Annotated in this window: 14 protein-coding genes and 2 pseudogenes; 9 read left to right on the forward strand and 7 right to left on the reverse strand. The window is 57.3% G+C overall.

Translation table 11 applies throughout. The annotated features are described in order from the left end of the window. Nucleotide 1 precedes the first annotated feature (1 nt). From AC1RRJ_RS20005 to AC1RRJ_RS20030, 6 genes and pseudogenes are all read left to right on the forward strand, one after another. Nucleotides 2–685: a TrbG/VirB9 family P-type conjugative transfer protein gene (locus tag AC1RRJ_RS20005; protein ID WP_493125984.1), complete on the forward strand. Its 684-nt coding sequence runs from the start codon at nucleotides 2–4 to the stop codon at nucleotides 683–685. After that, nucleotides 682–1,779 (forward strand): TrbI/VirB10 family protein, encoded by a 1,098-nt coding sequence (locus tag AC1RRJ_RS20010; protein ID WP_493125986.1) that lies wholly within the window; start codon nucleotides 682–684, stop codon nucleotides 1,777–1,779. Before AC1RRJ_RS20005 ends, AC1RRJ_RS20010 begins: the two co-directional genes overlap by 4 nt. After that, complete coding sequence (gene virB11, locus AC1RRJ_RS20015; RefSeq protein WP_493125988.1) at nucleotides 1,776–2,774, forward strand: P-type DNA transfer ATPase VirB11; 999 nt, start codon at nucleotides 1,776–1,778, stop codon at nucleotides 2,772–2,774. Before AC1RRJ_RS20010 ends, virB11 begins: the two co-directional genes overlap by 4 nt. Nucleotides 2,775–2,828: 54 nt before the next feature. Further along, a complete protein-coding gene (locus AC1RRJ_RS20020) occupies nucleotides 2,829–3,953 on the forward strand; it encodes a hypothetical protein (RefSeq protein ID WP_493125990.1) in 1,125 nt (374 codons plus the stop codon). Nucleotides 3,954–4,080: 127 nt separating this feature from the next. Then, nucleotides 4,081–5,145, forward strand: coding sequence for a discoidin domain-containing protein (locus AC1RRJ_RS20025; RefSeq protein WP_493125992.1), 1,065 nt, complete (start codon nucleotides 4,081–4,083; stop codon nucleotides 5,143–5,145). A 357-nt stretch (nucleotides 5,146–5,502) separates the two neighbouring features. Continuing rightward, nucleotides 5,503–5,950: pseudogene (locus tag AC1RRJ_RS20030) on the forward strand (transposase); the annotation flags it as partial. A 102-nt stretch (nucleotides 5,951–6,052) separates the two neighbouring features. Here AC1RRJ_RS20030 and AC1RRJ_RS20035 read toward each other — a convergent pair. From AC1RRJ_RS20035 to AC1RRJ_RS20045, 3 genes are all read right to left on the reverse strand, one after another. After that, complete coding sequence (locus tag AC1RRJ_RS20035) at nucleotides 6,053–6,502, reverse strand: hypothetical protein (RefSeq protein ID WP_493125994.1); 450 nt, start codon at nucleotides 6,500–6,502, stop codon at nucleotides 6,053–6,055. Then, nucleotides 6,490–10,695: an RHS repeat domain-containing protein gene (locus tag AC1RRJ_RS20040; RefSeq protein WP_493125996.1), complete on the reverse strand. Its 4,206-nt coding sequence runs from the start codon at nucleotides 10,693–10,695 to the stop codon at nucleotides 6,490–6,492. The genes AC1RRJ_RS20035 and AC1RRJ_RS20040 overlap by 13 nt, the downstream gene beginning before the upstream one ends. Nucleotides 10,696–10,800: 105 nt before the next feature. Further along, nucleotides 10,801–11,067 carry a hypothetical protein gene (locus AC1RRJ_RS20045; protein WP_493125998.1) on the reverse strand — a complete coding sequence of 89 codons (267 nt, stop codon included), beginning with the start codon at nucleotides 11,065–11,067 and terminating at the stop codon, nucleotides 10,801–10,803. Between the two features lie 222 nt (nucleotides 11,068–11,289). On the opposite strand from AC1RRJ_RS20045, the gene AC1RRJ_RS20050 reads away from it, so the two are divergent. Beyond that, nucleotides 11,290–11,637, forward strand: a complete 348-nt coding sequence (locus tag AC1RRJ_RS20050; RefSeq protein ID WP_493126000.1) for a hypothetical protein — start codon at nucleotides 11,290–11,292, stop codon at nucleotides 11,635–11,637. Between the two features lie 116 nt (nucleotides 11,638–11,753). After that, on the forward strand, nucleotides 11,754–11,948 hold the full coding sequence (gene traD / locus AC1RRJ_RS20055) for a conjugal transfer protein TraD (RefSeq protein ID WP_493126002.1): 195 nt from the start codon (nucleotides 11,754–11,756) through the stop codon (nucleotides 11,946–11,948). 610 nt (nucleotides 11,949–12,558) lie between these two features. Here traD and AC1RRJ_RS20060 read toward each other — a convergent pair. From AC1RRJ_RS20060 to AC1RRJ_RS20070, 3 genes are all read right to left on the reverse strand, one after another. Continuing rightward, on the reverse strand, nucleotides 12,559–15,132 hold the full coding sequence (locus tag AC1RRJ_RS20060; RefSeq protein ID WP_493126004.1) for an RHS repeat domain-containing protein: 2,574 nt from the start codon (nucleotides 15,130–15,132) through the stop codon (nucleotides 12,559–12,561). An 8-nt stretch (nucleotides 15,133–15,140) separates the two neighbouring features. Beyond that, nucleotides 15,141–17,039 carry a hypothetical protein gene (locus tag AC1RRJ_RS20065; RefSeq protein WP_493126006.1) on the reverse strand — a complete coding sequence of 633 codons (1,899 nt, stop codon included), beginning with the start codon at nucleotides 17,037–17,039 and terminating at the stop codon, nucleotides 15,141–15,143. Nucleotides 17,040–17,139: 100 nt separating this feature from the next. Beyond that, the gene (locus AC1RRJ_RS20070; RefSeq protein ID WP_493126007.1) at nucleotides 17,140–17,829 is read right to left on the reverse strand and encodes a Calx-beta domain-containing protein; all 690 of its coding nucleotides are present in this window, start codon (nucleotides 17,827–17,829) and stop codon (nucleotides 17,140–17,142) included. Nucleotides 17,830–18,332: 503 nt separating this feature from the next. Between AC1RRJ_RS20070 and AC1RRJ_RS20075 the strand changes: the two are divergent. Next, nucleotides 18,333–19,072 (forward strand): annotated as a pseudogene (locus AC1RRJ_RS20075) (IS5 family transposase). 372 nt (nucleotides 19,073–19,444) lie between these two features. On the opposite strand, the gene AC1RRJ_RS20080 reads toward AC1RRJ_RS20075, so the two are convergent. After that, nucleotides 19,445–23,380, reverse strand: coding sequence for an RHS repeat domain-containing protein (locus tag AC1RRJ_RS20080; protein ID WP_493126009.1), 3,936 nt, complete (start codon nucleotides 23,378–23,380; stop codon nucleotides 19,445–19,447). Nucleotides 23,381–23,432 lie beyond the last annotated feature (52 nt).

Genomic DNA, 23,432 nt, shown 5'->3' on the forward strand with positions numbered 1-23,432 from the left:
CATGGCCATGCTGTTGGCGCTGCTCGGAACCGGCGCCGAAGCACAAGTGCGCCCGCAGCCGGGATATGGTGACGCTCGCATGCAGACGGTCGACTATCGGCGCGATCAGGTGGTCCAGATCGAGGGCGCCCCCGGCTATCAGGTCATGATCGCGCTGGCGCCCGACGAGCAGGTCCAGAATGTCGCGATCGGCGACAGCGGCGCATGGCAGGTGGTGGCGAGCCAGAGCGGGAATATGCTGTTCGTTCGGCCGACGCAGGACGGCGTCAGCACCAATATGACCGTGATCACCAGCGCGCGTTTCTATGCGTTCGACCTAGTCCCGGCGCACGGGACGCCGCCCTATGAGATACGGTTTCGCTATCCTGCCGAGCCGGGGAGCGGTGCAGCGACCGATGCAGGCCACGCCGGAGAACCGATCGGCCTGTATCGCCTCAGCGGCACCCGGTCGCTGTGGCCCGTCCGGATCAACGACGATGGCGCCAAAACCTATATCGACTGGCCGCAGGATGTCTCGCTTCCGGCGGTCTTCATCATCGACGACTATGGGCGCGAACGGCTCGCTAACGGCAATATGCGCGATGGCTTCTATGTCATCGACAGCGTCCATGAGCAGCTTCTGTTCCGGATCGATCAGAAGACCGCGCGCGCGACGCGCTATCTGCCGAAGGATGGCGCGTCATGAGCGCGACCGACGAAAACCCTGCCATGCCGACTGAACCGGCAGAACGCGGCGTCATGCCCAGCGTCGCCCGCCCACGCGCAGGACTCTCGGGAGCAGCGATCCTGATCGGTGCGGCGCTGGCGGCCGTGCTGCTCTTCTCGATCCTCGATGCGCGTCGGCGCGCGTTGTCGGCGCCAGCAGTGCGCCCCGCCCCCGCCGATCTTGTGGGGGTGTCGGAGGCGCTGCCGCCGCTCTATATTCCGCCGGAGCCGCGCGTGGCGGTCGTGGCCCCGCTCAATCCCCAGGCGACCGCCATGCCAGTGGCGCGTCTCGCGCCGTCACAGCCCGCTCCCGCCCCGCCTCCCGCGCCCTATGCTCCACAGGCGCCCCAATCCTATGCTCCCCCGGCCCCAGCGGCACCCGCGCCGCGCACGAGTAGCGGCGCGATCCTCGTCGTCGACGCGCAAGCGCGACCTTCGGCGGACGGAGCAGCCGCGCCAGCCGGGAGCGGACAAGCTTCGGTCAGCAGTGGCACTGCGAGCCGTAGCCGCGCGGGATCGATCGCGAACCGTTCGACCACCGTGCCGCAGGGAACGCTGATCCCGGCGGTCCTCGAAACCGCGCTCGATTCGACGGGGGCGGGTTTCGCGCGCGCGCTGGTCCAGCGCGACGTCCACGGATTCGACGGCACCCGCGTGTTGATCCCGCGCGGCAGCCGCCTGATCGGCGAATATGCATCCGAAGCCAACCCCGGCCAGAAGCGCGCCTTTGTGACATGGACGCGGCTGATCCGTCCCGACGGCGTGACGATCGCGATCGGATCGCCCGCCACCGATCCGGTCGGCGTCGGCGGCGTGCGGGCGAAGGTCAACAGCCATTTCTTCGAACGCTTTGCGGGCTCGATCCTGCAGACGGCGATGCTGATCGGCGGCAATCTCGCCATGCGTTCGGTCGGGGATTCGGTGGTCGTCGCGCTCCCAGGAGCATTTCCGGGCACCGCCCCCACAACCCCGGCCACGCAGATTCCGCCGACGCTCAGCGTCCGGCAGGGAACGAGCGTCAGCGTGTTCGTCGCGCGCGATCTTGATTTCACCGGGGCCGAGGGGCCGCGATGACCGCCGCGGACACCGCCGACCGCGTCTATCTCGGTAGCTATCTCGCGCCGCTGTCGTTCGCGCTCGAGCGCGCCGACGTCACCGACATCTATATCAATCGGCCCGGCGAGCTTTGGCTCGAGACGCTCGGCGGAGCGATTGAGCGCCACGACGTCCCGGTGCTCGACGGCGCGCTGCTGGCCCGGCTGGCACGGCAGGTCGCGGCGCTCAACCATCAGGGCATCAGCCGCGAGCATCCCCTGCTTTCGGCGAGCCTCCCCGACGGCTCGCGCATCCAGATCGTCGCGCCACCCGCGACGCGCGGCGACCTCGCGATCGCCATCCGCAAGCATGTGTCGGCCGATCTGACGCTCGACGATTATGTGTCGGCCGATGCCTTTCGTAGCATCCGCCCGGGGGAAGACCGGCAGTCGGCAGCGGTCGACCGGGTACGCGAGCTTGTCGATGCCGGCGATATCGCGACAGCGCTGCGCGAGGCGGTGCGCGGACGGCTCAATATCCTGATTTCTGGCGGAACCTCGTCGGGTAAGACGACATTCCTTAATGCGCTGATCCGCGAAATATCGCCAAAGGAGCGGCTGATCCTGATCGAGGATACGCCCGAAATCCGGTTGAAGCATGACAATGCCGTCGGCCTGATCGCAGCGCGCAGCGCGCTCGGTGAGGCCGCGGTCACGGCCAATGATCTGGTCTCGGCGTCGCTCCGGATGCGCCCCGATCGCATCATCCTTGGCGAATTGCGCGGCTCCGAAGCCTTTGCCTTTCTGCGCGCGATCAACACCGGCCATCCGGGATCGATGACGACGATCCACGCCGATAGCGTCGAACGCGCGTTCGAGCAGCTAACTCTTCTTGTTCTCGAAAGCGGCTCCACGCTCCAGCGAGAAGATATTCTCGCTTACGTGCGGATGACCGTCGATCTGGTTCTCCAACTCACACGGGACGCGAGTGGCCGGAAAGTCTCGGGGATAGCGGTACGGGAAATTTCGCCGTGATCGGGCCGGACAAGACTAAGCAATAAGTGATTTGGGCAAAACGAGAGGGGCGCTATGTTTCTGAGGGGGTATCATCGATTTCTGGCTGCGCTTTGCCTGGCGCTGGCGTTCTGCTCTGCTCCGGCAAAAGCGGTGACGGTAAGCGCTGCCTCTTCGCAACCGACGTTCATTGGCAACACCATTGCCGGGAAAACCTATCGCGTGACCGCATCAGGCATTGCAGACCTGTTCGCAGGCTGGAACGGCCAAGGCCTGCTTTTCTCTCCGAACGGGAAACCGATCTATTCGTTTCCGGCTCAATATGCTCCCTTCTTTCCGAACGGGCTCGACTATGACCCGAGCAACGGGCCTACAGCCTATGGCGTCGGCGGTCCCCAAAAGCTCTACGGATCGCTTCTCGGGTCATTCAGCGCATCGCCGCAGAGCCATTCCGACTATTTCATGATGGGCAATTATCATGTTTTCACGGCAAGCTCTTCGGGCGCGCTCTACGCGAAGATCAACGATTGCTGTTTCGGCGACAATGCGGGTGGTTTCGAGGTCTCGATGGTGGAAGTTAATACCGCAACGGTGAGCGCTGCCGCGACCCAGCCGGTTTTCATCGGCAATGTGATCGCAGGCAAGACCTACCGAGTCATGGCGAATGGCGTTGCGGATATCGGTGTCGGCGTCAGCGGAAGTAATGGCCAAGGGTTGCCGTTCACTCCGAACGGCAGGCCCACAAGATCGCTTCCCGCCCCCTACGCAGCATTTTTTCCGAACGGTCTGGATTATGATCCAGCCAGTGGACTCACCCACTACGGCCTTGGTGGACCTCAAAAACTCTACGGTTCCCTCATAGGAACTTTCACCAATTCTCCCCAAGGCTACGCCGACTATTTTGTGATCGGGGACAACTATGTATTTACTGCGGGCTCGACAGGCGCGCTTTACGGCATGATCAACGACTGTTGCTACTCTGACAATGCGAGCGGATATGAGGTCTCGATGTCCGAGGTGCCGAACTCGGCCGGCGATGAGACAATCCAATATTCCTATGACGCGAAAGGCCGACTGGTGACGGTCGAGCGGCGCGGTGGCATAAACAATGGGGTGGCCTCGGAATATTCTTACGACAGGGCTGACAATCGGCAAAATGTCAAAGTTAGCGGGTCGAGCAACTCGCCTCCACCCCAATAAGCTATGAGAAGCAGGGCTGTTAGGGATTGCGGCATTGCATGCCGGCGATAGGGGCGGACGGCATCGGCGCCATGACCGCGAGAAACGAGGAGATGCGCGCGCGATCAGCGAGCGTGCGAAATGATTGATGAAGTATGCAAGTGTGTTGTTATGTGCGGCAGCGTTGGCTGGTACGGCTTCAAGTGCCATCGCCTCGGAAACTATCGCATACACCTATGATGCGAGGGGGCGTCTCGTGAAGGTCGAGCGCAGCGGCACCGTGAACAATGGCGTCAAAGCCGAATATAGTTATGATAGTGCCGACAATCGGCAAAACGTCAGGGTCACCGGCACTTCCAGAACCTGCAGTTCGACGGTAGCGGGGGTCTATTCCGCAAGCTCTACCTATCCCGGCCACACAGGCCTGTCGGTCAATGGTTCAGGAATGCGGGACGCGATCTATAGCGGGTCGAACAGCGTTCATGGCTCGGCCGCTGGCGATACATCGCCCTGGATCATGATGGACCTTGGATCCGAGCAAGCCGTCGGCGCGGTCATTGCTGCCCCGATCCCGGCGTCATTCGGAGGCTGGGGCGCGCTCTATCTCAATGGCGCGGTGCTCCAGCGATCCACCGATGCGATCAACTGGACGAATGTGGCAGCCGTCAGCGGGGCGGTGGATAACACGCAGACGACAATCAATGTGGACGCGACCGCGCGATATTTGCGCCTGACGAGGGACCAGCTATGGCTCGCGGTCGGCGACTTCTGCGTGGCGGACCCGGTCCGGCCGCGAGGGGCGATTGCACCCGCCGGTTATACCTCCAGCTCTACCTATCCCGGCCACACGGGCCTGTCCGGCAATGGCGCGGGAATGTGGGACGCAATCTATAGTGGGCCGAACAGCGTTCATGGCACGGCCGCCGGCGATACATCGCCCTGGATCATGATGGATCTGGGTTCTGCCCAAGCCGTTGGCTCGGTGGTTGTTTCCCCTATCCCATCTTCATACGGGGGCTGGGGGGCAATATATCTCAACGGCGCGGCTCTCCAGCGATCGACCGATGCCATCAACTGGACGAATGTCACAACCGTCAGCGGGACCGCAGACGGCGTAAAGACAACAATTCATGTCAATGGGACCGCGCGATATCTGCGCCTGACAAAAGACCAACTATGGCTCGCAGTCGGAGACTTCTATGCCCTTCAATAGACTTGACAATGGCCTGTGGCCTAGATGGCTCTCGCTCCACCACTCTCAGGCGGGCGGCGTGTATCAAGGAGATCGGTGCGGCATGAGGGAACGAGACGCCATGACATGGCGGTACTGCGATGGGCAGCGTTGCACCCTACGCTGATATTAGCTGTGCATCTAGCGGCGTTAGATCACGCCGAGGTTCTCTTCGAGCCGGTGTGGGGGGGGGGCAAGGCAGCACGCTCAATAAAAGTGGCTCCGGGTTCGCGGGGACACCGGTACTATAACTCACTCGAAGTACCGATATGAGGTGTGATCTGCCCCTTCTGAGTGGTCCAAAATTGATGATATTTTGGATGACGAAGGAGACAAGGAATGCCGAGCAAGAAGCATGGCCCGGAAGAGATTATCGGCAAGCTACGTGAGGCGGAGGTTGTGCTGGCGCAGGGTGCCCGACCACCGAGGCATGTCGCCGGATTGCCGTCAGCGAGCGGACCAAATATTGTTGGCGCAAGGAATATGGCAGCCTGAAGACCGATCAGGCGCGGCGGATGAAGGATCTTGAGAAGGAGAATGCGCGGCTTTGGCAGGCGATCTCCGATCTGAATCTGGACAAGCTGATCTTGCAGGAGGCTGCCCGGGGAAACTTTTGAGACCCGCGCGCCGAAAGCGCTGTATCGACCACATAAAAATGATGATGCCGATGTCCGAACGGCGGCTCTGCCGTGTGCTTGGGCAGCACCGGTTGACACAGCGCAAGGCGCCCCGCGGGGCGGATGACGAAGCGGCTCTCACCGAGGATGTCATCGCGCTGGCGCGGCAATAAAGAACTTATCTCGGTGCCATCAAACCGGCAGCAGGCTACCGATCAACAGTCGACGATGCGTATATTCTATCTCACGGCTACATCTGTCGAATCAGCTTATTAATTGGTGATTTTTTTGGTTGCGCGAACCTTGCAAAAATCCGTTATATAGTTGGCATCTTCCCAAGATGGAGAATTTTTACGATCAGCCACTTCTACAATTCTCAGCATTATTTTTGCGTCTTTACACATGTCATATCCGGTTTGAACTTTCGCCTCAACTGCCACGCCAAGAACTAGCTCTAAACCATTATATGAACTAACATGGCTCTGATTTCTATCTATATGATCTAGGGTTGCTTCAATCCCTTCCTTCCCAAATCGACCAATCGGTTTGATAAAATATAGATCCTTCCCTTGATCGTGCACAACCTTATCATGCCAGCGCAGAAGCTCCTCTAGAGAATGCTTCTTTTTTGCCTCTTCTGCTAATTTTTCGCCGGAGAGCCCCGTGTCGCATCCGGCTATGGTGAAGATAAAGAGCAAGGAGGTAGCGATCAATCTGGACATTTTTTACCTTTCGGTAAATTGTTATAGGCGTCAAGCAGTTGGAGGGACAATGCGATAGCCTGTCTCTCAACAGGATTATCATGGGGATCACCTGTATTATATGCTCCCATACCTGCCGCAACGCCATACGTCATCGAAAAACCAATCCGCCCCCAGCTATTCCATTGCAGCGTGTGCACAATTTCTTCGAAATAGGTCGCTCCTCCTGATGGCTTGCTAATTCTTTCCCAGGAGTCTGAAGCGACGTGAATGCTGTTCCCAAACGTAATCGCGGGATTTCCAGCAGTAGCGCGAACGGATTCGGCCGTAAATGAGCCGTTGTAAAAGGTGACTTTATCCAAGTTGTCGCCTTTATATCCCTGATATGTAAGGAATTTTATCATGCATTGAGAGAGCTTTTTCTCCTTCTGCGCCGCTGCGGGCGGTTCATTCAGCTTCTCCCGTTGCTGGGCATATGCTAATGCATATTCGTCTGCGATGTCTCGACCAGTGGAAAAGCAGCTTCCTCCAATTTCAAAGCAATTCGTAGAGGCGCGCACTCCATTGGAGACTATCTTTTCGGTACCGATAATATCTTGTGCGCCGGCTCCGGTCGGATCCGCGTTATTGACCGGATCGCTTCCCACGTAGTTGTACATGTTCAGCCCGTCCCCATATCCGATGGGGTCCGTTTGCATGAACCGTCCCAGAGTGGGCGAATAGATCCTGGCCTTATAGTGATACATGCCGAGCTCAGGGAGCCAAGCCTGGCCGGTATATTGGAAGCGTCCGCTGTTGGCGCTGCCGGGAATCCCGTACTCGTCATAGCTGTTGATTGCGAACAGCCCGCCGGTGCCGTCCGACAATGTTGTGATCGAGCCGCGCTCATCGCTCATTAGATAGCGTTTGTTCGCGGTTCCGGTGCCCTCATACCAAAGCAGCGGATTGTCGGTGCCGGGGCCATGGATATATCGCCGTTGCAGGATATTGCTGCCCGAATACTCCCCAACCAGCGCCGACCCCGCGTAGAGGAAGCGCGTCGTCACACCCGATTTGGCGGTTTCGAAAAGCGTTCCGCGACCATCATAGCTGAGCGTCGCGCCACCTGGGCCGCTCGTGAGAAGATTGTCGCTGGAGTAGCTGTAGCTGTCGGCCCCCGAAGAAGTCAGGTTGCCGCGCGGGTCATAGCCAAAACTGACGGCCCCTGCCGTTGCAAACTGATTGAGCCCGTTCGCGGCATAAGGTCGGTCGACATTGAAATGCCCGGCAAAGGCGTGAGCGTCGTTGCTCGCCGTGCGCGTCGCGATCTGCGATGCCGGGCTGTAGGTCAGGCTGATCGTTTGGTCATTTGCGGTCCCCGCCAGATTATGTCCGATCGTGCCAAGGCGCGACGCCGTGTCATAGCTGTAGGTTTGCGCCGCGCCGCTGCCATAGGTCACAGAAATGCGGCGGCCGAAGCTGTCATAGCCATAGGTCGCGATCGCGGACGTTCCGTTTTCCTTGATGGATTTGATCGGTCCGGCGCCATGATAGTCGTAGGTCACATAGAAACCATCCGGCCAGGTCATGCGCGTAAGCCTGTTCAGATTGTCATATTGATATTGGACGGCACCGAGATTGTTTCCCTCGCTAATCATGCGCCCAAACGGGTCGTAGGAAATGGCGGTGCTAACACCGCCCCGCGACGCAGTTTTTAAGCGCCCTTCAATGTCATAGGTGTAGCTGATATCGCCTTCGGCGCCCGGCAGGTCGACCAGCGTTATGCGATTAAGTCGGTCGTAACTGAAGTAGACGGATTGACCGTCGCGCAGGCGCTTCTGGGTTATATTGTCGTTGGCGTCGTACCAATATTGCTCATAATCACCCGGATCGCTTGCCCCGCTGCTCGTCTTGTGCGGGAAAATTTTCTTCTTGAGCCGATCATGTCCGTCATATTCGAAGCTGGTCCGGTTGCCTTGGCCGTCGGTCATCGTCGCAACCGTTCCGCTGTCGTTATAGGTGAGCGTAGACTCGTCCCCGACCTCAGCGGTCCCTAGCGCCCGCTCGGTGCGCAGCAGGCGGCCGGTCAGATCATAGTGGTTTTTGGAAATGCGATCGGGGCCGAAGCTGCCCTGTGCGCCCAATGTGCAAGCCGAGGCAGGAAGGCCGGCGAAGATCGCCGGATTCATCCGCTGCGCCATACACTCGACGAGTCCCTGCGCATTATAGCTATACTGGGTAACCGCAACGATCGCGCCGCCAGCTCGGACCTGCGATCTTTCGAGGCGCCGGTTGGCGTCATAGATATTCTCAGTTGCACGCAGGACCGTCATTGCATTCAGCGCCGCCTCGGTCTGAGCCGTTGCCGTTCCTCTCTCAATCTTTTCTACCAGTCCACGGCTGTTGTAGGTTCGTCGCGTGGCTGAAAACAGCATGGCGCCAGTGCCATCATGGTCTTGTCCAATAACTCCTGTCAGCCTGTTGTTCGGATCATAAAAATATTGGTCAGAGTTATAGCCAAAGCCGACGCTTTCAACCCTCGAAAGCCGACCCATGGAATCATAGCGGAGCGCCGTGGCGCCGTCCTTCATCAGGACTCCGCCGAATCCATTGGGTCCACTTTCGTTAGCAAAATAGGGAAGTATTTCGTGAATCCCAGGGTAGTCATCAAAGAAAAACTGCGCATCTGACACCCATTCGGTGGCAGGAAAGCTTCCAAGAACGGCTTTATATTTTTCAATCTTGGTGAGTTCTGTTCTGACTACGCCTGTCGGTTCCTCGAAGCCGGAAGGGTCCTGAGTTCTGCCAACAATCTGGGCGTACTTGTTCCGCACAACCAGTCGATCGCTGCCACTTATAGCGGCAGGAAGGCGGATTTCTTCAACATAATATTGGCCTTCAATGAGGCCGTTGACATAGTCTGTCTGGACTCCCTTGGCATCCTTCGACCATATCGCTTGATTGCAGGTCGGTGTGGCATTTGTGCAGCCGGTCGGAAAGCCGAGTACAAGTGAAGTGGTTACGTCGCCTGATCCCGGCTTTGCAACGCGACTTGATTGGGTCATGTTGGATCGAGCGTCATAGGCGTAGGTATGAGTATTGCCTTCCGGATAGGTGATCTGTGTGACCCTATCTTCAGCGTCATAGGCGAAGCTCTGCGTTTCCAGTTCTTCGTTGCGCTTCGACAAGAGGATCCGGCGCGCCGGATCGACAACATAATATTTGCTACCACCACCGGCCAGCGTGACGGTTGCGGTCCGGTTCGCACCGCTGGTTCCAAAGGTATAGGTGAAAGCGCGGCCATAGTCGGTCAGCGTCGCAATCTCACCTGAGCCATTGTAGGTCAACACGATCCCGTCGCCTGCATCACCCGGATTGCGGATGGACGTCACGCCATTCGCCCCCTTCTTTATGAGGGTAACGCCGCCGCCCTTGTCGGTCATTGAGATGGTGTCGACGCCGCTTGCGCTCGTTGTATTGATCGCCAACTGTTCTCGTGCGATTACATTCGAGCAAGCGGCGTCCCAACAGACTTGTTGATGTACAGGAGCGCCTTGGTACCAAGCCTTGACGGATGTGAGAGTTTTGAAATCTGGACTGGTAGCTACGTCGGATGCGTAGACCGGGACCAACAAGTTATATCCCTCATTGCTGCCATCGGCTATCGATCTGACACGCTGATAGGTCACTCCGCCACTCACAATGGTAGTATATGAGAAAATCAGCGAGGGGCGCGTCTGCTTTGAAAAGGTCAAGAGCGTCGCGCGTGCGCTGCTTGTTCCTGCTGAATTCCCTGCGAGGTTGGCCGGATCATCCTCGAAATGAGCTTTGTCGGATTCTTTACTTGTAAATAGGAAGCTACTCGCGCCTATCCGCTCAAGCGTACCGCCTTTGTTTCTCTCGGGAACATAGGCAGTTCCAACCTTCGTGAATTTCGTCGTCTTTCCCGCGATCGATACAAAAACATCGCTGCCCGAAATGACAATACGGCTGTTCAATATGCTTGCATCACGAGTGCCAAACCACTTGGCCTCATATGCGAGGTCTTGCGATGCGGCGCGGGCAGTTACAGCATAATATTTTCCGGTCAGAAGATCGACGCCATTCTCGTCAACAATCAGGTCGGGATCGACAATGTTCCCCGGTGTCGTTTGCGCGAGTGCCGAGCCGTAGCCCCACCCCATCAGCGCAGTTGTAACCAAAAACCGCGCCGTCAATCGAGTGCCACCTGTCATTCTACTCTCGCCCCATTTCGTGTCGCGTACAAGCGCAATGGCTGGATCACCGCAATTGCAGTCGAACCAAGGAATCCAATTTCTGATGGAAGTCGGTCCGCGCTACTAAGGCGGCGGATTCGGTGAGTTGGTCGTCTTCAGGCGTGTGCGGTTATCGGCTTTGTCATGTTCATATTCGATGGTGACATTGTTGTTCACCGTCCCTGTGCGCATGACTTTCACCAGCCGCCCCTTGGCGTCATAGTTGTAGGTAATGGTCTCGGCAGCAGAGGCAGAGCTTGCAATCTGCAAAGCAGCAACGATGCCGAATAATAATCGAAAACTTCCCATACGCACGCCCCTGCCGCAGAGATAATCAGAATCGATACCCAATATTCTCTTTATATTTAAAGGACGTATCGGTGCGGGGAAACTTCGTCAATACACTACAAAATAGTTATCGCTATGGCATGGGAGCCGTCGCGTGGATCCGTTTTCGATCTTCTTTTTGGCGGGTGAGAGGGCGCAAAAAGGAAGACAAAGATATCCGATAGTCGCCCAGCGACGCCGTCTCCTGTGGGCGGTAGGCGGCCGACTGCTCGCGGGAATGCTGCTGTGGTCGATCATGCCGGGCGTCGTCCTGCGCGCACTTCCCGCGAGCTGGCATATGCCGGAGACATGGCGGCGCATATCATCGGTACGCCGACGCTCCGGGAAGCCAGCAATCGCATGATGCAAGCTGGCAATCCACATGGATGGCAGACGATCGTCGACATCGCCGAAATGCGGCGGGATAACCGCGCCCTCACACGATTCCATCGCACTCTGGATCGCAGTATCTCAAGAGATTTCAACGCATTGTCGCCAGACGAGACTTGCCATAGCTTGTTCGTCCGACCTCATCGAATGGAAGGACCGAAAGGAGGTGTGGCACAAAAGCGGCGCGACCTTCTTTCGTGGTGACGGCGCCCGCACTCGCAAAGTTGCTCGCCGCAACGCTGGCGGCGCGCCGGAGAGCAACGCAAGCACGTAACGGCCTTCAGGCGAAGCAGGCTCGGCATGACGCGCGGGCGTAGCAGGTGAAGCGTCGCGAACGCACGCGCCAGCGGATCGAACTCGGAGGACTCATCGCCAAGGCGGAAGGCGGATCCACGCTCCTGCGCGAGGACATTCTCACCCATGTCAGGGCGACTGTAGATTTAGCCCTACAGCTTAATCGCGGTGTCTCAGGGCGAAGTGCGTCGGGAATATCGGTGCGAGGCTGTATCTTTTAACACCTTTGCTACAAAATCAAAGTAGCGCCTCTCGAAGGACACGTGACTAACAAATCGGTCACGCACACCACCCTGATCCTTCTTCGGGAGCGCCTGAGCGTTCTTTAGGTCGCACATTATGATTTGACAGATAAATATTTCTGAGAAGCCTCTCCAGAATTCGTAAATTATTAGTATGATCCGTTGCACTCAATTGATGTGAACTTAGACAATTTTGTGTCATATTTTATATGAATGTAAGTGCATCCTCCCCCGCTTTGCGCAGGAAATTTTTGCGGGGAATCGAGCCATTTTATCTGCCCTGGGCTAGCGACCCCGAAGTCTTGTTCGCTACAGGGAAAAGCTTCAACCATTGCTTCAATGCACGCTCTTTTCACCTCTTCGCGATGCCCCTTGGTATGAATAACGAAAACTGCTTCTACGTTTCCTTCTATATTTCTAGAATAGTATTGTGAATACTCACCAATTGGCCTCATCTTAGGGATGTCTGCGCTCTCAGAGATGATTTTTGATATTTTAAATCTATTGTCATGCTCTGATTTTTCGCATCCAGAAATGGAAACGCACAGAATCATGGCGGAAGAGATTGTAAAAATTTTATGATACATTCCTAACATCCGGATTTCCCATCAAGTGGCTTTCCTCCATAGCACAATTCCTGAGGCCTTCCCGATTCTTTATTGAACAAATTTTCAGTTTCCATCGCGGTTTGCTCTGATTCTTTTAGCTTTGAAACCGGGTTAAATTTCGTATTGTTCAACGTTCCTTTGTTAATGTTATATGAGTGATCGTATAGTTCATGAGCCACCATCGTTTGAAGGTCACGATTTTGATCATCTTTGTAGCTCATGTCCGAATAAACGTCATCAATCGTGACGACGGATGGCGATCCCTCGCCATTCCTAGATTGGGGAACTAAGCTTGCAGTGGCTATCGCTGCCGATGTGTCCTTGGGATTGCCGCCAAATTGGACCCGATGCGTAAGTTTTGATTTGACGAGCTCATTGTGCCTGCGCCTCAACTCTGGAGAGGTCCTTGTTACCGCCTTGATAGCAGCTTTCATCGCCGCTCTTTCTACCCGAGTGCCAAAAACCGTTATCTTTTCTCCAGTCGGATCCACTTTGTTGGCCGGATCATTCCCGACGTATGCGTACAGATTAATTTGATCCTCATACCCGATCGGATCGGTCTGAAGGAAGCGCCCGAGCATCGGCGAGTAGATGCGCGCCTTGTAATACCACATGCCCAGTTCGGGAACCCACGCCTGTCCTGTATAGCCAAAGCGACCATAGAGATTCTGGCCGAAAGCACTGGTCGCGGGAACGCCATATTCATCATAGCTGTTGATTGCGATTCCAGCACCCGTGCCGTCGGCGGCCGAGATTACGCTGCCCTGATGGTTGCGCAGCAGGCGGCGGAAATTGCCGGGCCAGGCACCGGATTCATACCATATGACCGGGTCGTCGACATCGCGACCGTGCGCATAAAAGCGCAGCAATGTGCCCAATCCGTCATATTCTGCAGCCAGTTCGTCGCCATCATAGACAAAGCGCGTCGTATTGCCGCCCCCGATGGTTTCGTAGAGTCGGCCCAGCGGATCGTAACGCAATGCTGCGTTTCTCTCTCCGCTCGCGGTGACTAACCGGTTTTCGACATCGTAAAGATAGGTCGTTCCCCCGTCCGACGTCAGATTGCCGTTGGCATCATGCGCGTGCGCGTTCGGGCCGACAGCTGTATATTGGTTAAGTCCGTTCGCAGCATAGCTACGAACGATCTCGACGGCAGGATGTCCGGTCCATGCATAGCTGTCATTGTTGCGCGTTTGCTGCATCAACTGCGACGCCGGAGTGTAGCCGTAACTGAACGATACGTCCTGTGCGGTGCCCGCAACGTCGTGTGACAATGCGTTGAGGCGCCCGGCCGGATCATAGCCATATTGCGTCAAGGGCGAGGTAAGCATGCTTTCGCCGGCGACAGAGCCGCGGTTATTATACGAAGTCACCATCAAGGGAGTGGAGCTGCTAATTTCCCTTAGCTCTATTTGACGGTCGAGACCGTCATATGCTGCGACGAAGGCGGCGGGAGCGGGCAGCGTGACCTGCGTCCTGTTGCCGTTTGAGTCCCAAGTATAAGTAAAGCTGCGGGTCACGCCATCCATCGTCAGCGACGACGATGTCGGGCGCCCGAATCCGTCGTAGCCGGTGGATAAGCCTTCGCCGGAGGCGCTGTCGAACCGCGCGTAGGTCTGGAGGCCCCTGAGGTCATAGCCATAATAGACGTCGCGCGTATGGGTTGCGGCCAGCCCCGAGCGCTCGGGCACGATTTTGACGGTGTTGCGGTTCAGCGCATCATATTGGTAGGTGATGATGCTCCCGTCGCGCTTGCGCAGCGAGGTCCGGTTACCATTCGCATCATAAGCATATTCTTCATAGTCGGTCGATGATGCGACTGCTGGCGTTGTCAGTGAAGGGAAGTACCAGCGCACCTGCCTGTCATGCCCGTCATAGGTCATCGACGCCTTGTAGCCGCGAGCATCCGTGAGGCTCGCCTGCTTGCCGTTCAAGCTATAAGTGTAGGTTGCATAGTCTTGCTGCAGTGGGGTTTGATAAGCCTCCTGGACAGTGGTGAGTTGCCCCGCCGCATCATAAACATTGCGCGTTATCCGGTCCGGTCCGAAACTGCCTTCGGCCCCCAATACGCATGCGCTTGCAGGATGGCTGCCAAAGGCTGCCGGGTTCATCCGCTGTGCCGTGCACTCAGGACGCCCGGCGCTATCATAACTATATTGGACGACCGATACCGGAACCGTGTCGGAGCCCTTTGTCACCTCTTTTACCTTGCGGTCCATCCTGTCATAGCTCGCCTCGATCGAGGACAGAATGGTGAAGGTGGAACTGCTCCAGTTCTCGGGCTTCACATCTTCCGACTGCCAAATCGCGAGCTCGCCTGTCTCGGTTTTGATAGGCCTGCCCGCAGCATCGTAGCTGGTTCGCGTGGCGGCGTGCTTGAGAGGGCCGGCTCCGTCGGGATCGGGCGCGATTGTGCCGGTTACCCGGCCCATTGCGTCGTAACGCGTCGCGCTGGTGTAGGGCGAGGGCGCAGCTTGCGCGTGGACTGTGCTGCATTGACCGGCCATCGCAAGAGCCAAGGCCGTAAAGGTCGAAGTGTTTCGCAGCATCGTCATTCCCCCGCTCACGGACATGCCGACAGATTGGCGGCGGGCTTCGTCTCACTGATCTTTCGGCCCCATTTGTCATAGCCATAGCAAGTCCGAAGCGTCACGCCGTCGGCGGTCACCGCGATGCCACGCACCAGCAGATTATTCGGTCCACTATTCGGGCCATAATCATATGTCGTGATGACCTCGTCAGTTGCGCCGCCCGCGCAGTTTCCGCTCGCATCGGCGGTGCTTGATTTGCAGAACTCTTCTGAAGTCAGGGTCCATACCGGTGTAGGCGCCGCTGCGTAGCTCGACCCGCTTTTGATCCAGGCATAGCGCTGCGCATAACTGTACCGCGTTTCGGGGCGCACGCCATTGGCATCTGCGGGGAGTATCTGTTTCAACACGCCGCCATGAACCGAAGAACGGCTAAAGTTTGTGACTCCGCCTTTGCCGTCGGTGATCACTGCGGGCTTTCGGCATGTGACGATGCTGGAGCAATCATAACTGAAGCTGCGCACGATTTCAGGGTCGCTCGATCCGGGTTTCGGCTTGTCCCTGATCTCCAAAACGCTACCCCATCCATTGTACTTGTAATCGGACCGGTTCCCTTCTGGATATTTCCAGTAGCGCGCGGAAACCGCTGCACAGCCCGTCGCGCCGCCGAGAAACGGTCCTTGGGGGGTGAGGACGATATCTACACAATAGTCGGAGCTCGTCGTTCGCCCGAGTTCGTCCGTGATAACGCTCGGCCCCTCGGAAATGAGGTACGAGTCCCCGGAGACGTGACCAAATCTGCGCATGGCTTGATAGCCAACGGCGATCGACTGGCCATCGGTCCGTATCGCCGTTCCGCCGGCGACCTCCATCGTCAATTCATTATGTTCGACGATGTTCCAGTCATATGTATAATTTGGCCCGAGAGCAAAATTCTGACTTTCAACATATCCATAGAAAAACGTTCTACGCATCGTATTGATGAGATAAGGATTGGCATCGCCGGGTTTGTAAAAGCTGTCTGTCCATGTGTAGTTTGTTTGCGGCCAGTTATCGACTGCCGTGTTCCAGGTCGCTTGGCTATATGTTGACGAATAGCTGTGCGTGTTTCCTGCCGCATCGACCGCTGAAGACATATATTTGTTCGGGGCATAGGAATATGATGTTTTGTAAGTGGCGGTCGAGCAACTGTTTGTGGCAGGAATGACGTCGACCGCGGCGTTGAACAAACAGGCTTGTGAGACGAATTTCTCGTCCGTCATATTCACCCATTCGAGGATAAGAACATAGCCGGTGTTGCTCGTCACGCGGCGTAAAAAGGCAGGCGTGCCAGAAGTGGGCTCGTCATAGCTTAGAGTATATGTCCTGCCATCGGGCTCCTCGATTTTCGAGGCAAAGAAGCCGCCAAATCCATCTAATGGATTGGACTGCAGCCGCCCCGGCCTGTCGTTGTAGCTCCCGGGTGGACGGAAGGTGATCTTGGCGCCATCGGCTGCCGTATATACCAGATATCGATCCAGCGGGCCCGACCCAGTAGGTATCGCCTGAAGCGTGGATTTGTGACTGTTGGACATTGTACTGAAATTATTGGTGTTGAGAGCAATAAACTGCTCTCCCCGCGTTCCCTTAATCTCAAAATTGGCGGTACTATCGCCCTTGACGGGTTTATAGGTCGCATACAAATGCCAGTTATGCGAGAATTGGCCCATGACGTTCCAATGCTTCCAGCTCGGATCGCCGCTTTTGCGAATGAAACTGATTCCGTTGCTGCCGCCAGCCTCCAAATCCGTGCTGGAAAAAGCATATTGACCAGTCCGCATATCCACGCCGCCGGCACTGATTGCATATTGTTCGGCAGGGCCGGGCGGAACGGCATCCAATGGGGGCGGCGTGTCTTGTGCTATGGCCGGCTCAGCGCAGCTCAGCGCCGCCAAGGTTAGCAAGCCCAACCGAAGCGGAGTTTGTTTTCCTTGTCGGCAATATGAAGCCGGCTGCATGTTTTTCTGAACAGCTAGCAGGTGAGCATCTTCGCCCTTACATTGCATTGCAGAGAACCCCTGTATTCGTCACCGTTACCGTCACCGTTCCGGTGGACGTCGCACCGACACTGTCTCGAACCGTATAATAGACGGTGTCAGTCCCCGGAGAGTGATAAGCATTGTAATAAAGCGTCGTCGAAGTGCTCACATGCACTTCGCCTCGCGCGCCATTCACATTCCATGCCGACACAAGGACGAGCGGAACATTGCCTTCGGGGTCGCTGTCGTTCGCAATGACATTCTTGTTCGCGACCCCGCATTTCTGCACCGACATCGTATCGGCCACTGCAACCGGCGGCAGGTTCGCCGCATCATTGTTCAATATCGCCCCGGAGCCCTGCGCGCTCGTGATGGTGGCGCCTCCGCTGGCGGCCGACAGATTGACCAAAACGGTTTCATCGGGTTCGAAAATGCTGTCATCAACGGTGGCTACGCTGATTGTTTTGCTCGTGTCAGTTGCAAGGAACGTCAACGTGCCGGCGACCGTGGTAAAATCACTGCCAGAAGTCGCGGTGCCGTTTGCCGTTGCGTAGTCAACGGTAAATGTGCCGGTCGTCACCCCTGATTTGGTAACCGTATAGACCAGCATGCCCCCCTCTGCGACGGAAGGCGCATTGGCGATCGCAAAGCTGGGTGTTGGTGTTGGCGTCGGGGCGCAGCTTGCGACCGCGCCGGTGCCGCTCAACCTATACTCGGTACGATTCCCCGAAGGGTCATAACACAATGAGCGCGCCTTATCGTGATTCACACTTCCGGATGATTTTGCAACGACGAGGCGTCCCAGCGCGTCATAGGTATAAGATATTGTTTCACTCGCTAAGCTTGGCATTGCGCAAGCGAATAGCGCACAAGCGCTTGCCCCGGATAAGGCAAGCCATTGATTTCTGATCATGCATCCCCCTGCGCCCTTGAATCATCAAGAGCCAAATAATCCCATTGCGTCAATGGCTTTGATGGAATTCGCAAGAAGTTTCGCTCTTCCTTTGTTGATGATCTCATCATTTCATTTTCAATTTATCCGGCGCGCGATTCTCTAACTTCCACGAAATCCGGCTTGTTCCGCCCTCTACGCCTGTCGCCCAAAAGCGCCTCCTGGAACCGGAAAACACTCATCCACCCCTAGTCTGCCGCCTTACAATTGTGCGCGCCAATATTGGGGCAACATTTTCGGGCTCGCCCCCTCTGCCGATGCGCATTCGCGACGTTACCAGCGGAAGCGCGGCTTCAATTGAGCGCGCACTGGCCGGGCAAGCCCCGCCAGAGGCCGCGCGTTTTCATGGTGGGCCCGCGCCACGCTCTTGCCTCGCCTCCTGGCGCAACCGCAATGGGCTGAGGTGGCATGATACGCCGAAGGACTTTGGCCCGGCAAAGATGCCCTGCGACAAGGGCATCTTCATCCGCATGATTGAAGGCTTGGCCACACCCCAGGCCCCTAACGAATACGATCATGATCGATGTGACCTATCTCAACACCGCGCGGCTTCCAGCCCGCGAAAAAAGGGGGTGCAGGACGCCTGATCGGCCGCACGCAAGGCGGTGTGAACATCAAGTTTCATGCCATGACCGATGCGAATGGCCGCCCGATCAGCTTCTTCATGACCGCCGGGCAGGTCAGCGATTGCACCGGCGCGACCGCGCTGCTCGATACCCTTCCCAAGGCGCAATGGATGCTCGCGGACCGGGGCTATGATGCTCACTGGTCCGCTATGCCTTGCAGGAAAAGTGGGTCACTGCGCGCATCCCGGGCCGAAAATTGCGGAACTAGACCGTCAAATACGACAAGCGTCGCTACAGGCGCCGCAATCGCATCGAGATCATGTTCATCCCCCTCAAAGACTGACGCCGCGCCGCCACACGTCACGACAGATGCCCCAAAAGCCCTCTTCTCCGCTATCGCTCTCGCCGCAACCGTCACCCTCTGGCTCTGATCAATGAGTCCTGACCCGAAATATTTAGACTTCGAGACTTAAGCTAGGGCCACAGCAACTTGCCCCGATGCCTGCTGCCTCCAATTTGCGACTGGAACCGGACGGTCGCCAACCGGCCCCCACTCGGGTGAGGGTAGATCAATTCCTCACCGTCAATCCAATTGTCGAAAGAAGTAGCGCAACGACGATATTAACTTGATTCATGACGCCCTCGATATTCAACATACAAAATTATTGACAAAACAATTCCATTTACAATGCAAGCAACAAGCTGCAACTTATAGAGAAATGGATTTTCTTCATAGTCATTTACCATTACCAATACCAGCATGACAATAAAAGCGAATGCGGGGCCAAATATTCGTAATGATTTCAACATCCTGCCCCTCTCCATATCAGGTATCCTAAACCACCGATGGCTCCACTCAATGTCGCTACCCCTCCTCCGATTGGGGCGGCCGCGACCTCCCCTGGCCCAGTAAGCAGGCCGGCCCCCACTATTGTCGCTCCTACAATTGCCCCGGAGGCGCCAGCCGTCTGCATCGCATCTCCTACCATGCACCATCCATCCAGTTTCTTTCGAGGCAACGTGAGTTTCTTTACCACCGGCTTGCTAGCTTGCATTTCCGGCAGATTTTGCTGCGGGTTACTGGCGCTGGCGCCCCCAGAGGCCCCGCCTCCAACGCCTGAGCTTGCTCCCGATGAGAAAGAAAAGCCCATGCCAGCGGTGCCCAAGTTCGGCAGGTTTGGCTCGTCCATTTGATACTTCTTGCCGATCACATCTATGGAGGGGCCGTCATATTCCAACCCCGTCGGATCGGTAAAGTTCACCGGATCGGACCCGACATAATTATACCAGTTCATGCCGTCGCTGTAACCAATGGGATCGGTCTGCATGAAGCGCCCCAGCGTCGGCGAGTAGATGCGGGCCTTGTAATACCACATGCCAATTTCGGGTAGCCAAGCCTGCCCAGTATAACCGAACCGCCCGACATTACCCGGCGCCGGAATACCATATTCATCGTAACTGTTGATGTTGATCATTGCGCCCGCATTGTCGGTGATACTGACGATACTGCCGCGCTCGTCGGCCATCAGGAAGCGACGGTCGCTCGTGCCGGCGCCTTCGTACCAGACGATCGGCGCATCGGTTCCCGCGCCATGCACATAGCGCCGAAGCAGGTTGGCATTCCAGTCGCGTTCGGAGATCAGGCGTGAGCCCGAATAGTCAAACCGGACCGAAGTGGTGGCATCGCCCATGATCAGGCCCAGCCTCCCCATCGCCTCATAGGCCAGATGGCGGCTGGTTCCGCCCACGTTCGATGTGGCCAGCATATTATCGGGGCCATATGTAAAGCTGTTGCCGCCCGAGGTGATGAGGTTGCCACGACCATCATATCCCAATGTAGCCGGGCCCGACGCCGTCATCTGGTTCAGGCCATTGATGCCGTAGCCGCGATCGACATTATAATGCGCCGTCCAAGCATAGCTGTCGTTGCTGCGCGTGGTACCCGCTATTTGCGAGGCGGGGTTGTGGGTGAAGCTGTTGCTGAAGTTTCTGGCGGCCGCAGCCGGGAAGCTGGCCCCGAGGCTCGAAAGCCGCGATACCGGATCATAGCCATAGGTCTGGCTGGTCCCGTTGCCGAATACAACGCCCGACCGGCGGCCCAGATCGTCATAGCTATAGGTCGCCAATACGCCCACGCCCGACGTTGCGCCATTTTCCCGAACGGCGATCATATTGCCGGTCACGTCATAATCATAATTGACCGTCAACCCGCCGCCGGGAAGCGTTTCGCTGACCATGCGTCCGGCCGCGTCGAAGCTCCGCGCTACACCGCCCAGCGGCGCAGTTTCCTGCACCTGCCGGCCCAGCGCATCGTAGACGAAGCTGTGGTTCCATCCGTTGGTCATCGTCGCCGACACAAGATTGCCCAGCAGATCGTAACCAAAGCCCTTATCATGAACTTCGAACACCGTGTTGGGTAGGTCGATGTTCGTGACGCGGTTGAGGTTGTCATAAACATAGCCGATGCTCTGCCCGTCGCGCAGGCGCCGCGCAGTGACATTGCTGTTCGCGTCATAGCCGAACTGCTCGTAATCCGCAGCGTTGCTGGCTGCCGAGCCCTTCGTTGTCGATGGATAGATTGTCTTCGCCAGCCGATCGTGACCGTCATATTCATAGGACGTCTTGTTATTTTCGGCATCGGTCAGCGATGCAACGCGGCCATTGTTCGAATAAGCGGCAGTCGCCTCGTCGGCCTGTACGCCCGAGACGCCATAAGCAGTCTGCACTTTGACAGAGCGTCCCGCAGTGTCATAACTGGTCTTCGCAATACGATCGGGTCCGTCGGCACCTGCCGTTCCGGCTACGCACGCACTTTCGGGAAGCGATCCAAACGCTGCAGGGTTCATCCGCTGTACCGAACAATCTATGCGTCCGAGCGCATCGTAACTTGTTTGCGCCGCAGCATAGGTGATGCCGCTAGCCTTCAACTCGGTCTTCACTGGCCGCCCGTTGGTGTCATAAGAAACCGCGACCTGCTGCTGCGACGAAAAGCCTGCCCATGCAGGATCGCCCGCGTCGGCAACGGTGCCGACTTCCTTCAGCGTCAGGCCGTCATTGCCATAGGTCATCCGCTGCGCCGTCGGCTTGCGGGCGCCGCCGCCATCGGGATCGGGGCCGACCACGCCGGTCAATCGGCGTCCGAAATCATAACGATAGGTCGTGGTATCGCTGGTTCCGGAAAGCGGCCCGTCAACTGCCTGCACATTGCCCGCAGCGTCATAAGTTGCCGTTGTTGTCGTGGAGACGCTGCCGTCGCCAGCACTCTGCATGACCGACGTTGGTGCATAGTTGCCGTTATAGGCGACGACCACCTTCGTTTCGCCTGACGTTCCGGCGCATGATGCGGAAGAGCGGCAGATGGATGTTCCGGTGAGCAGATAAACTCCGCCCGTTAGCGTGTAACTGTAGCGTGTCTGCGGCCGCACGCCAGTGGCATCGGCAGGTGCCGTAACGGTCAGCAGACCCCCATGGGTCGGGTCGTAGGCGTAGTCGGTCTGATTGCCCTTGGCGTCCCTGGTCCATTCGGGACTATTGCAGGTGACGGGGTTCGAGCAGGTGGCCGGATAGCTCGCCGTCGTCACGATGTCCGCCAGCCCTGATCCCGGCTTCGCCTTCAAGGTCGTGCTGGTGACATTCCCGCGCGCGTCATAGACGAGCACCGTCTTGTTACCTTCGGGGCTGGTGATCTGGGTCCGGCGCCCATGACTGTCATATTGATAGCCCGTCGTTTGGCCCAAGGCATTGGTGACCGCGGTCGGGCGGCCGATTGTCATATCCGATACAATGGTCGATGCTTGGCTCAGCGCATTCGTCACCACCATCGTCGCAGTCGTGCCCGAGAGGGTGCGATTATAGCTCGTCGTTATCCCGTCGCGCGTGAGCGAGGTGACCTGGACGCCGGACCGGCTGATCGTTGTGGTGTCGCCGGTGGCGCCCGGCCGGCGGATCGCCGAGACGGTGGGGCCGCTACCGGAAATTCGCCATGCGCGTCCGGCGGTATCGGTAACATCGGTGACCGTAACGGACGGATAGGCGTAGCTGACATGCGCTTGAGGCGAAGAACTGACCTTCTCGTTGTAGAAGTCGGCGCCTATTCGCCGAAACCAATCCACCGGCGCGCCCGACATTCCGCTACTTCCGCCGCCGCCATAGTCAAAAACGACAGAGTAACCAGCGCTGTTCTTGACCCTGGTGAGACGGACGGAATCGGTCCTGCACGGGTTATCTACGTCGATAATATCGGGACAGATCAGCCAGGACTCATATTCCAGGCTAACCGCCTTGCCGTCAGGTGTCGCGATCGAGGTCGGCACCCACACACAGACTCCCGTGGTGACAGGATTGCAATCTGGGTTACGCGGCATGAACTCGGTCGTTGTTCCGTCGGCCGACCGATGAGTAAAGTTGCCGGTCAGCGTCGAACCGTTCGCCTGTTGAGAAACCGAACCGTTGAACGATTCCATCCGTTGGCCAAAGGAGACCGTTCGAACGGTCAATCCCTCGGTGAGCACGATCGCGTCCCAACGATGGCCATTAAAGCCGCTGTACCATGGGCCGTCGCGCACAAGCGTCAACTCGTCATTGCCCGAACCGATCGAGCCTTCGACCAGCCCCATTTGATAGTCCCCGTGGGTGAGGTCGACGCCATTTTCGTCGAGGTTGCGGTATGTCGGCGAGGTCTGCGCCGCTACCGGGGCCGCAAGGCCGCTGCACAAAATCGTGGAAAGACCCAAAATCATCAGTCGCTTGCGACTGGGTACCAGTTCACATTTCATATCCGCCCCTTTCAAT

The sequence above is a fragment of the Sphingopyxis sp. GW821-FHT12C06 genome, assembly GCF_058807415.1.

Coding starts and splice junctions, on each gene's coding strand:
- AC1RRJ_RS20005 (WP_493125984.1), top strand. CDS start 2: ATGGCCATGCTGTTGGCGCTGCTCGGAACCGGCGCCGAAGCACAAGTG.
- AC1RRJ_RS20010 (WP_493125986.1), top strand. CDS start 682: ATGAGCGCGACCGACGAAAACCCTGCCATGCCGACTGAACCGGCAGAA.
- virB11 (WP_493125988.1), top strand. CDS start 1,776: ATGACCGCCGCGGACACCGCCGACCGCGTCTATCTCGGTAGCTATCTC.
- AC1RRJ_RS20020 (WP_493125990.1), top strand. CDS start 2,829: ATGTTTCTGAGGGGGTATCATCGATTTCTGGCTGCGCTTTGCCTGGCG.
- AC1RRJ_RS20025 (WP_493125992.1), top strand. CDS start 4,081: ATGAAGTATGCAAGTGTGTTGTTATGTGCGGCAGCGTTGGCTGGTACG.
- AC1RRJ_RS20035 (WP_493125994.1), bottom strand. CDS start 6,502: ATGTCCAGATTGATCGCTACCTCCTTGCTCTTTATCTTCACCATAGCC.
- AC1RRJ_RS20040 (WP_493125996.1), bottom strand. CDS start 10,695: ATGACAGGTGGCACTCGATTGACGGCGCGGTTTTTGGTTACAACTGCG.
- AC1RRJ_RS20060 (WP_493126004.1), bottom strand. CDS start 15,132: ATGACGATGCTGCGAAACACTTCGACCTTTACGGCCTTGGCTCTTGCG.
- AC1RRJ_RS20080 (WP_493126009.1), bottom strand. CDS start 23,380: ATGATTTTGGGTCTTTCCACGATTTTGTGCAGCGGCCTTGCGGCCCCG.